Raw genomic sequence first — 10,558 nt, forward strand, 5'->3', positions numbered from 1 at the left:
GATGAGTGATGAATCGTCGCCGGCCGCCATCGACGCCGTCCCGCTGAGACATCCATGGCGTTGGGTGGCGGCGATCCTCATCCTCGTCCTGATCGGGCTGTTCCTGTGGGGCGCGGCGACCAACGACGCATACGGGTGGGAGACGTACGGCAAGTACCTCTTCGATCAGCGCATCTCGGAAGCTGCTTGGAACACGCTGCAACTGACCATCTATTCGATGATCCTGGCGCTCGTTCTGGGCGTGCTCCTGGCGGTGATGCGGTTGTCACCGAATCCGGTGCTCAAAGCGGTGTCCTGGACCTACCTGTGGATCTTCCGCGGCACCCCGATCTATGTCCAGCTGGTGTTGTGGGGCCTGGTCCCCGTGATCTACAAGAACATTCAGTTCGGCGTACCGTTCGGCCCGAAGCTTTTCGAGTTCACCCTGTCCGACCCGAATGTGTTCTGGCTGGCGGTTCTCGGCCTGGGGCTCAACGAGGCCGCCTACATGGCGGAGATCATCCGAGCCGGTATCAACTCGGTGCCTGAAGGGCAGACGGAAGCCTCGGTCGCGCTTGGCATGTCGTGGAGCATGACCATGCGACGTACGGTGCTTCCGCAGGCCATGCGGGTCATCATCCCGCCGACCGGCAACGAGTTCATCAGCATGCTGAAGACGACGTCGCTGGTCACCGCCATTCCGTACAGCTTCGAGTTGTACGGCCGCTCAAAGGATATCGGTGTCGGTCTGTTTCAGCCGGTCCCGCTACTGCTGGTGGCGTCCACCTGGTACCTGGCGATCACCAGCATTCTGATGGTCGGCCAGTACTACCTCGAGCGGCATTATGCGCGTGGTGCGTCGCGCAAGTTGACCTCCAAGCAACTGCAGGCCCTGGCCAAAGCGCAGATGGGAGAGCCACATCCATGACCGCCGCAGCCGAACCGATGGTGCGGGCCGAGAGCGTCTGTAAGAACTTCGGTGCCCTGCACGTCCTGAAAGGCGTCACGTTGGACGTCGGCAGGGGCGAGGTGTTGTGCATGGTCGGTCCGTCGGGTTCGGGCAAGTCGACGTTCCTGCGGTGTATCAACCATCTCGAGCAGGTCAACGCCGGTCGTCTGTACGTCGACGGGGACCTGATCGGCTATCGCGAACGTGGCGGCAAGCTGCACGAGATGGCCCCGCGAGATGCTGCCCGGCAGCGTCGTGACATCGGCATGGTGTTCCAGCATTTCAACCTGTTCCCGCACCGTACCGCGTTGGAGAACATCGTCGAGGCGCCCATGCGCGTCAAACGGGTCAAGAAGGACGCCGCGCTGGCCCGGGCCAAGGATCTGCTCGATCAGGTGGGTTTGGTCGCCAAGGCCGACGCTTACCCCGCACAGCTGTCGGGCGGCCAGCAGCAGCGGGTGGCCATCGCCCGGGCGCTGGCGATGAACCCGAAGCTGATGCTGTTCGACGAGCCGACTTCGGCGCTCGATCCGGAGCTCGTCGGGGAGGTGCTGGCGGTCATCAAGAAACTCGCGGGCGAGGGCATGACGATGGTGGTGGTCACCCACGAGATGGGTTTCGCCCGTGAAGTCGCCGACAAGTTGGTATTCATGGACGGCGGTGTCATCGTGGAGAGCGGCAATCCCCGTGAGGTGATGGCCAACCCCAAACATGAACGCACAAAGGAGTTTCTGTCGAAGGTGATGTAGCTTCGAGAGTGTGGCTTCCGCACGACATGACGTATTCGTCACGGCCGGTGAACTTCGTGAGCTCATCGCTTCCGGCAATCCGGTCACGGTGCTGGATGTGCGTTGGTCGTTGGCTGAGCCCGTCGGTGAACAGGCCTACCTGAGCGGTCATCTGCCCGGCGCCGTCTATGTCTCGCTGGACGAGGATCTGACCGACCATCGCATCACCGGTCGTGGTCGTCATCCGCTGCCGTCGGGATCCGACCTGCAGGCGGCGGCGCGCCGTTGGGGGGTGCGCAAGGGTGTGCCCACCGTCGTCTATGACGACTGGAATCGTGCCGGATCGGCCCGGGCGTGGTGGGTGTTGACCGCGGCCGGGATCGAGGACGTCCGCATTCTCGACGGAGGTCTGGCGGCGTGGTCCGCGGCGGGTGAGGGCCTGCCAACCGGCCCGATGACACCCCCGAGTGGTGATGTCGAGGTGCTCTATGACGACCTGTACCGCGGGGCCCTGCGCACCCTGACCGCCGGACAGGCGATGACCGGGGTTGAGGTGCTGCTGGACGCCAGGGCGCCGGAACGGTTCCGCGGCGACGTCGAGCCGGTGGACCCGGTGGCCGGTCACATCCCCGGGGCCGTCAATCTGCCCAGCACCCAGTTGCTTTCCACGGATGGCACGCTGCTCCCGGAGGTCCGGCTACACGCGCTGCTCGCCGATCGGGGCGTGGCCGACGGGGCCGATATCGGTGCCTACTGCGGGTCGGGGGTCACCGCGGCGCTCGCGGTGGCCGGCCTGGCTGCCGTCGGGGTGGATGCGGCGCTGTATCCCGGGTCATGGTCCGAGTGGGCGTCAGATCCGGGTCGGCCGGTGGCACTCGGGGAGCAGTAGCCCGCACGTTCACGATCGGTGCACCTGCGCGGCGGTGAGCGACTTTATGCTGGGCCAATGCAGCGGCGCCCGGAACCGGTTACTCCGTTGTGGCGTGCCGCGCAGATCTTCCGGTTGCTGAGTTGCCTGTACGCGCTGGGGTTTCAGATCGCGATCAACGATGATCTGACCAGGCCGGTACTGGCCGGCGTGCTGTGCGCGGTGCTGATCGCCTGGAGCATCGCGTGTGGGATTGCCTACCTGCAGGGTTTCGGCCGTCGTCCGTCGTGGGTCATCGCCGAGACCGTGGTGGTCCTGGCCCTCATGCTCTCCACCGAATTGGTGGCATCCGAGCACTGGATCGCCGACAACCAGTCGTGGCCCACAACTTTGTGGGCGACGAACGCCACGATTTCGGCGGCACTGCAGTTCGGTCCGGTCGGAGGGATGGGAGCCGGGCTGGCCGTGATGGCGGCCGCGGCCGCGTTGAAGGGTTACGTCAGTATCAATCTCGGCCGCAACGCCACCATCGTCATCGAGCTGGCGGTGGGCCTCGCGGTGGGGATGGCCGCTCAGACCGCGCGTCGCGCGCATGCCGAGTTGGAGCGTGCGGTGCGGTTGGCGGCCTCGTTGGAAGAACGAGAGCGATTGTCTCGACGGGTCCACGACGGCGCCATTCAAGTGTTGGCCCTGGTTTCGCGGCGAGGTCGGGAAATCGGTGGTGAGACAGCGCAATTGGCTGAACTCGCCGGAGAGCAGGAGCGCGCGTTGCGCAGGCTTGTCAGCGCGCCCGATCCGGAGGTGCACACCGGCGGCGTCACCGACATCGGTGCCTTGCTGCGGTCCCGGGCCTCCGATCGGGTTTCGGTCAGCCTGCCGGCCGAACCCGTGCTCCTCGAACACGACGCCGCCCATGAGTTGTTCGCCGCGGCCGGCAACGCTCTGGACAATGCCGCCGCACACGCCGGACCCGGCGCCCGGGTTTTCGTGCTGCTTGAGGATCTCGGCGATTCGGTGACGGTGAGCATTCGCGACGACGGTGTGGGTATCGCTGCCGGGCGACTGGCAGCGGCGGCCCGCGAAGGTCATGTGGGAATCTCGAAATCGATTGTGGGCCGCATGGATTGGTTGGGCGGGCAGGCGCAGTTGAACACAGAACCTGGATGTGGCACGGAATGGGAACTCACGCTGCCCCGCTCATCTGGAGGCCGTGACGCCGTCGAGAAGGGACAGTGATGACGGAGACCGCACTGAAGGTGATGGTCGTCGACGATCATCCGATCTGGCGCGACGCGGTGGCACGAGATCTCGCCGACGAGGGATTCGATGTCGTGGCCACCGCCGATGGGGTGGCCTCGGCGGGTAGGCGGGCCGGGGTGGTGCTGCCCGATGTGGTGGTGATGGACATGAGCCTGTCCGACGGCAGTGGCGCCACGGCCACCGCCGAGGTCCTCGCGGTGTCGCCGTCGTCGCGGGTGCTGGTGCTTTCGGCCTCCGACGAGCGCGACGACGTTCTGGAAGCGGTGAAAGCCGGGGCCACCGGGTATCTGGTGAAGAGTGCGTCGAAAGCCGAATTGACCGCTGCGGTACGGGCCACCGCGGAGGGGCGTGCGGTGTTCACGCCGGGGTTGGCCGGGCTGGTCCTCGGCGAGTATCGGCGTATCGCTCGACATCCGGACGACGGTCCGGCCACCCCCAGCTTGACCGAGCGGGAGACCGAGGTGCTGCGTTTTGTGGCAAAGGGGCTGACGGCCAAGCAGATTGCCACGCGCCTGTCGCTGAGCCACCGCACGGTCGAGAACCACGTCCAGGCGACGTTCCGCAAGTTGCAGGTCGCCAACCGTGTCGAATTGGCCCGCTACGCCATCGAACACGGCCTCGACGAGTAGTCCTACTCATCACGGCAACCGCATTTGTTGCCACTATGACCGCATGAGCGAATCTCATCGCGCCTTGATCGCCCGGATGTCGTCCGACTTGTCCGCGATCTCGGCCTACATGAACCGGGTGTCGGCGGACCTGGGGGAGTTGGGGCGACTGGTCGATCAGGCTCCGGCGGTCGTACCGGCCCCGGTGCCTTTTGCGCCGCCTGTCGCCTGGCCCGTCGCTCCCGTCGCTCCCACGCCGGCGCCGCCGAGGCCCGCGCCCGCGTTCCGTCCGGAGCGCTCAGAAGGCTGGATCGGCAAGGCACTCGCGGTGGCCGGGGTGGCCGTGACGCTCACCGGTGTGGTGTTGCTGCTGGTGCTGGCCGCCCAGGCCGGCATCCTGCGACCGGAGTTCCGGGTCGCGGCAGGTGCAGTGCTGGCCGCCGGGCTGGTCGGCGCGGGGTGGTGGCTGTATCGCAGGCCGGGTGGCCGGGTCGGGGCGATCGCGTTGGCTGCAACCGGTGTTGCGGCCGCGTACATGGACGTGATCGCCGTGACCACGATCTATGACTGGGTGTCGGCGCCGGTCGGTCTGATGTTGGCCGCCGGAATCGGTGGCGGCGGTCTGATGCTGGCGCGGCGGTGGAACTCCGAACAGCTGGGCTTGTTGGTCCTGGTGCCGCTGATCGCCCTGGCGCCTGTCGTCACCGACGGAGTGACCCTGCTGCTGATCGGATTCATGCTTGCGTTGTCGGCCGCCGCACTTCCGATCCAGTTCGGTCGAGACTGGACCGGGTTGTACGCCGCACGTATCGCGGCGGCCACGCTGCCGTTGTTGACAGCGCTGGCGACGGCCTCAATCGATGGCCGGAATGATCTCGTGCTCGCGCTGGCCTGCGGGCTGGCTGCAGCGCTGGCACTGGCGGGCGGGGTGCTGGTGCTGCGCTGGTCCACCAAGCCGTGGGCAACGGCGGTTCTGACCGCCTGCGGCGTTCTTCCCGTGTTGTGTGTCGCGGCCGGCGTCGATCGTGCGATTGCAGCCCTCATGTTGGTTGCGCTGGCGGCGGCCTTGGTGGTGATCGTGGCACTCGGCGAGCGCATTCCCGGGCTGGGCGTCGTGGTCCGCCAGATATGGTCGGTACTCGCGGCTGTTGCCGTGCTCATCGCCGTGCTGGTGGCCTTTGACGCGCCGGTGGCGGGCCCGGTGTTGTTGGCGATGGCCACCGTGGTCGCCGTTGCCGGGCGTCGCCAGGGTGTGACGCGGTGGATCGCCATCGGGCTGGCTGTGGTCGGAGGCCTGGTCTACCTCGACTCTGCCAGCCCCGACGTCCTGGTGCAGGCCACGAAACTATCTGCGGGACTTACGGTTTCGTTGTTGATCGGCAGCGTACTGGCGGTCGGTGCGGCGGCCGCGATCTCGTGGGCATGGTCCGCCGAGGGCGCGGGGGATCAGGAGGTGCTCCGGCTGGTGTGGGCGGCGGCGGCTCTTGTGGCCGGATATGCGCTCACCGTGTTCACCGTGACGGCCGGCGTCGCCATCGCCGGCACCGGGGCAGGCTTCTTCGGTGGCCACATGGTGGCGACCATCTGCTGGATCGCGGTGGCGGCCGGCCTGCTCCGCTATGCGGCGCGACGCCCCAAGGCGCAGCGGTCGCTGCCCATCGGCGGCGGCATGGCGCTCGTCGCGGCGGCCATGGCCAAGCTGTTCCTGTTCGACCTGGGGACTCTCGACGGAATCTTCCGGGTCGCGGTGTTCATCGTGGTCGGGTTGGCCCTGCTGGGCATGGGGGCGGGATATGCGCGACTGCTCAATCAGCAGGACCAGGCGGCGGGCCGGCGGCCGGTGTGAACGTGCTCACATCTGCCCTAAACTGGAGTGATTCCAGATTAGGGACAGTTGTAACTGGCATGAGTACACGTCGAATCGAATCCGACATCCAGGGCTACCAGGCCACACCGGAGCTGAGCGGACACCTGCAGCAGGTCCTCGTCGACCTGATCGAACTGGGCATACAGGGCAAGCAGGCCCATTGGAACGTCGTCGGCACCAACTTCCGGGACCTGCATCTGCAGCTCGATGAGGTCGTGGATTTCGCCAGGGAGGGCAGCGACACCATCGCCGAACGGATGCGTGCGCTCGATGCCGTCCCCGACGGACGGTCGGACACCGTGGTGGGCAGCACCACGCTCCCGGAGTTCCCCGCCTACGAGCGCAGTACCGACCAGGTAGTCGACCTTGTCACCACTCGGATCTATGCGGCCGTGGAGACCATGCGCGAGGTACACGATGAGGTGGACGCGTACGACCCGACAACCGCGGACGTCCTGCACCAGTTGATTGATGGCCTGGAAAAGCTGGCGTGGCTGATCAAGTCGGAGAACCGCAAGGTTTAACCACTGGTCGGCGGCACGAAGGAGGCGGCACGCGTCGGACCGGCATTCTCCAGTCGGGCGCGTGTCGCTTCATCGTCGCGGCGGCCGGTCAGGTACCAGGTGTGCATGACGCCTTTGCCCTTGATCTCGACATCGCCGCGTTCCTCGAGCACGAACGCGTGGCTGATGCGGTCATAGACGTTCTGCGGCACCTGAATTCGGCCGGCCACGTCGGTGGTCTCCATTCGTGAGGCGACGTTGACCGCGTCGCCCCAGACGTCATAGAAGAACTTGCGGGCCCCGACCACCCCGGCCACCACGGGTCCGGCTGCCAGGCCGATCCGCAATGGCACCGCGCGCCCACGCGGGTCCTTGAGGTCGGCCACGGCTTCCGCCAGATCGAGCGCCAAGCAGGCGAGTGCCTCGATGTGATCGGTGCGTGGCTTGGGCACCCCGGCCACCACCATGTAGGAGTCACCGCTGGTCTTCACCTTCTCGAGGCCGTGGCGGTCCACCAGCGCATCGAGGTCGGTGTACAGCCGGTCGAGGAAGCGCACCAGATCGGTCGGAGTCAGGTCGCTGGCCCGTTCGGTGTAGCCGGCGATGTCGGCGAACAGGATCGAGGCGTCGTCGTAGTTGTCGGCGATGATCGTCCGTGAGGGCTCCTTGAGCCGCTGCGCGATCGTGGTGGGCAGAATGTTGGCCAGCAACTGCTCGGACCGCTGGTATTCGGCTTCCATGGCTTGTTCGGCACGGGCGATCTCACGTAACGACATCCAGACTGTGGCAAACACCATTGCTCCGGCCGAGACCGCCGAAAGAACGAACCCCGCGGTCAGCGCCCACGGTGGCCCCAGCCCCCGATCGTCGGGGGCCAGGACTTCCAGCACGATTGCGGCGGCTACCGCCAGCGCCGTCAACGTCCCCGCCAGCACAATGCGCTCGATTCCCAACACCAGCACCGCCAGCGACGCCGCCACCATGAAGTAGAACTGCAGTCCCGAACCGGTGCCGACCGCGAAGCACATCGTCGACACCGATACATAGGCGAACAGGAAGAACGCCAGCGGCGCGATCAGTTCGCCGAACCGATACAACAGCGGCACTAGCAGGAAGAACGCGGCAGATCCGAGGTTGACGAAGCCGAACCGCCACATTGGCCCGCCGAGGATGAGTTGGAAGACCCCGAATCCCCCGGATACCGCGGCCGCAATACACGTCGCAATGGTCAACACCCGCAGTCGGCTCGACACGCTCTCGGCGTAGTGCCGAGTGCGGGCCGGAACGCGGTTGTTCAACGCCATCTCTGGTATGCACACCGACCGGCGGAACTCGCTGACCACCACGGACAAAGGGTATCGCCGCAAGCAACCGGATTGTCCGACATTGACGCGGCCGCTATTTCGAATCATGGTCCAGCAAAATCCGACAGAATATCGATATGTCACAATGGGCACTTGTTCCAGTGAGCGCGGCAGCAGTGCCGCCGATCTGTTCTGGGGGGACCTCTTCGTGGATCAGTCATGGGTGCGCAACACCGCAGCCGGCTGTGCGATCGCTTGTGGTGCCATGGTGGTCGGACCTGGCATGGCCGGCACCGCGGTGGCTTCGGCGCACTTGTTCGGTATCGATATCCACGACATCTTCGATCACAAGAAGAAGAACAAGAAGTCCGGTCCCGCGGCCAAGTTGGGCCCGCAGCGCGGCGCCGGAGTCAAGAATTCCGGGGGCAGCCTCGGCGGGTCGAGGGCTTCCAAAAGCTCCAAGCCCGAGTCGAAGGTCGGGACCACCGACACCGCGACCACCAAGGTGGGCGTAGGCGAGGCCCCGGAGACCGCGGCCCGCTCAGGAACATTCGCCGAATCACCGCAGTCGGCCCGCGTCGGCACGACCGGGCAGGGTCCGTCGGCAGTCCTATCGGGCGGGACCGCCCAGGTGCCTACTGCGGCTGTGACCAGTGGGACTGCCCAGGCCCCGACGGCAGCCGTGACGGGCGGCGGAGGGGGAGCGGCAGGGGTGCCGACAAACGGAAACCTCGGCCGGGCCCCCAAACTCGCGCCGGTGCCGACGGCCCCGAGCAGTCGGACGATCGTCATCCGGTCGGCCCCGCCCAAGGTTCCCGCCGCACCCGCTCCGGCGATCGCTGCGCCCCCGGTCGCTCCGGCGCCGGTCGTGGTCCCTCCCGCTCCGGTCATCTCGGTCCCGGTGCCCACGGCCCCACCGGTAGGGGTGCCGCCGGCGGTCCCGAGCGCGCCGGCCATTCCTGCGCCGCGGCCAGAACCACCAGCGGCACAGCCGCTTTCGGTGCCTGCGCTGGCGGAGTCCTTCCGGCTCGGATACGCCGACTATCTGCGCACGGCCAGCACAAGCGACCTGCTGTTCGCCGTGCTGCCCGGACTGGGCGGCATGCTGTTGATGACGGCCGCAGGTGGAGCGGTGGGCTTCCGGCAGGCGCGCGCCGCTCAGACACTGCCGTCACCGCAGATCGCCCGGTTCCTGCCGTAGCGGCACAGCAGTGACGCGCGGCGAGCATGACCGCAGACGGTCCGCTGCCGAGGTCTACCGGATGGGTCCACTGGTTTGGGTGTTCATCGCTGCGGCCGTCACCTCGCTCGTCGGGGGACTGCTCGCAGTGCTGGGTTGGGCTCGCGGAGAATTGTCGGGCTCACCTTGGGCCCCGCTGATGGGAGTCCTGATCATGGCGACGGGATTCGGGGCCGTCTCCTTTCGCTGCGCGTCTACCGCTGAACCGAAGGGTGAGCCGCCGGAAGCGCCGGACGACACCGTGCTGGAGGTTCGTAGTCCGCTCGGTCCGGTGTTCTGGGTCTTCGCCACCGTGGCTGCGGTTGTCCTTGCCGTGACGGCATCCGGCGTTGGTCGTTTCATTCGGAGAGCGATCCAGCACGGCGGTCTAGACCGGCCCGGCACGACAGGCTTGGCGGCGGTCGGGATGACCGTGGTCAGCGCGATGGCTCTCGTGGGGATGGTTTCGGTGGCCGTCGCAATTCCAATACGCACCATCCGGTCATACGGGCGTACTCACTTCTGGCTGTCTCACGAAGGGATCGGCTATCCGCCGCCCTCCGAGGACGACCCGGGGTTCCGGCGATGGGACGGTGTCACGGCTGTCACTCATTCGTCCCGCGATGCCCGCGGCGTGGTGTACACCCACGTGTGGACAATCCGCACCACCAACCCGCGATTGCACACCACCGTCGTATACCCCGCAGGTGCGGCGCCCCGGCCCCGCATGATTCGTCAGGCCATCCGGGACCTTGCGCCGGCCGTTGAGGTGTCCTGAGTGTCGTGGGGCTGTCGCCGTGAGTGCGGATCCAGGTGTGTGCTTGGATGGATTCATCGTCGCGGGATAGCATCCGTCAGCCGGCCCGCAGCAATGGCGCACTTCGTGGTCCTTTCACGGCTGATTCATAGCTGGTTCCTAGATTCGGGGCTGCTCGGCACCGTCTCGACAGCGCCCGAACAGTGGGGATTACCGGCGGTACCGGTTGGTGTGCGAGCGGTGTCGCTTCAGCGTGATTGTCAAGGCGGTGAAGCGATTCCGGCCATCTGACTCGTTTGCGCCATATTGACGCAAAGGCATGGTTTACTCTTCGGGATCGGGTGCGCTCATCGAGGCGCGCAGCACGTTTGCGGAAGCTTCGTGCAGGGTCTGGCCTGGAATGCCTCTGCATTCGGGGCTCGATCGTTCGCATCCGATCTGCAAATGCATGATTGAGCACCCGCCAGGGTGCCGGCACGGAGACAGTCGGAGGAACTCGCGATTTTCAGGATCCTG

10 protein-coding genes are annotated in these 10,558 nt (G+C 66.3%); 9 read left to right on the forward strand and 1 reads right to left on the reverse strand.

The window, feature by feature from the left end; genetic code table 11:
• Nucleotide 1 precedes the first annotated feature (1 nt).
• From AB0I14_RS08485 to AB0I14_RS08515, 7 genes are read left to right on the forward strand one after another with little or no spacing between them, the layout of a single operon-like run.
• Entirely contained in the window at nt 2-907 is a 906-nt protein-coding gene (locus AB0I14_RS08485) for an amino acid ABC transporter permease (RefSeq protein WP_358018696.1), read from the forward strand.
• 17 nt (nt 908-924) lie between these two features.
• Entirely contained in the window at nt 925-1,677 is a 753-nt protein-coding gene (locus AB0I14_RS08490; protein ID WP_358019074.1) for an amino acid ABC transporter ATP-binding protein, read from the forward strand.
• 10 nt (nt 1,678-1,687) lie between these two features.
• Nucleotides 1,688-2,545, forward strand: a complete 858-nt coding sequence (locus AB0I14_RS08495; RefSeq protein ID WP_358018699.1) for a sulfurtransferase — start codon at nt 1,688-1,690, stop codon at nt 2,543-2,545.
• 57 nt (nt 2,546-2,602) lie between these two features.
• Nucleotides 2,603-3,760: an ATP-binding protein gene (locus AB0I14_RS08500; protein WP_358018702.1), complete on the forward strand. Its 1,158-nt coding sequence runs from the start codon at nt 2,603-2,605 to the stop codon at nt 3,758-3,760.
• A complete protein-coding gene (locus tag AB0I14_RS08505) occupies nt 3,760-4,413 on the forward strand; it encodes a response regulator transcription factor (RefSeq protein WP_358018705.1) in 654 nt (217 codons plus the stop codon). The genes AB0I14_RS08500 and AB0I14_RS08505 overlap by 1 nt, the downstream gene beginning before the upstream one ends.
• Before the next feature lie 43 nt (nt 4,414-4,456).
• Nucleotides 4,457-6,238: a DUF2339 domain-containing protein gene (locus AB0I14_RS08510; RefSeq protein ID WP_358018708.1), complete on the forward strand. Its 1,782-nt coding sequence runs from the start codon at nt 4,457-4,459 to the stop codon at nt 6,236-6,238.
• A gap of 59 nt (nt 6,239-6,297) precedes the next feature.
• Nucleotides 6,298-6,783 (forward strand): DNA starvation/stationary phase protection protein, encoded by a 486-nt coding sequence (locus AB0I14_RS08515; protein ID WP_358018711.1) that lies wholly within the window; start codon nt 6,298-6,300, stop codon nt 6,781-6,783.
• Here the strand turns inward: AB0I14_RS08515 and AB0I14_RS08520 are convergent.
• Complete coding sequence (locus AB0I14_RS08520; protein ID WP_358019077.1) at nt 6,780-8,066, reverse strand: adenylate/guanylate cyclase domain-containing protein; 1,287 nt, start codon at nt 8,064-8,066, stop codon at nt 6,780-6,782. The two genes, AB0I14_RS08515 and AB0I14_RS08520, sit on opposite strands and share 4 nt — an antisense overlap.
• A gap of 145 nt (nt 8,067-8,211) precedes the next feature.
• Between AB0I14_RS08520 and AB0I14_RS08525 the strand changes: the two genes are divergently transcribed.
• Together AB0I14_RS08525 and AB0I14_RS08530 are read left to right on the forward strand one after the other, a co-directional pair.
• The gene (locus AB0I14_RS08525) at nt 8,212-9,267 is read left to right on the forward strand and encodes a hypothetical protein (protein WP_358018714.1); all 1,056 of its coding nucleotides are present in this window, start codon (nt 8,212-8,214) and stop codon (nt 9,265-9,267) included.
• Nucleotides 9,268-9,328: 61 nt separating this feature from the next.
• Nucleotides 9,329-10,063 (forward strand): hypothetical protein, encoded by a 735-nt coding sequence (locus AB0I14_RS08530; RefSeq protein WP_358018717.1) that lies wholly within the window; start codon nt 9,329-9,331, stop codon nt 10,061-10,063.
• The last annotated feature ends 495 nt before the right edge of the window (nt 10,064-10,558 follow it).

It is taken from the genome of Mycobacterium sp. NPDC050441, from assembly GCF_040655355.1.
Classification (GTDB): Bacteria; Actinomycetota; Actinomycetes; order Mycobacteriales; family Mycobacteriaceae; genus Mycobacterium.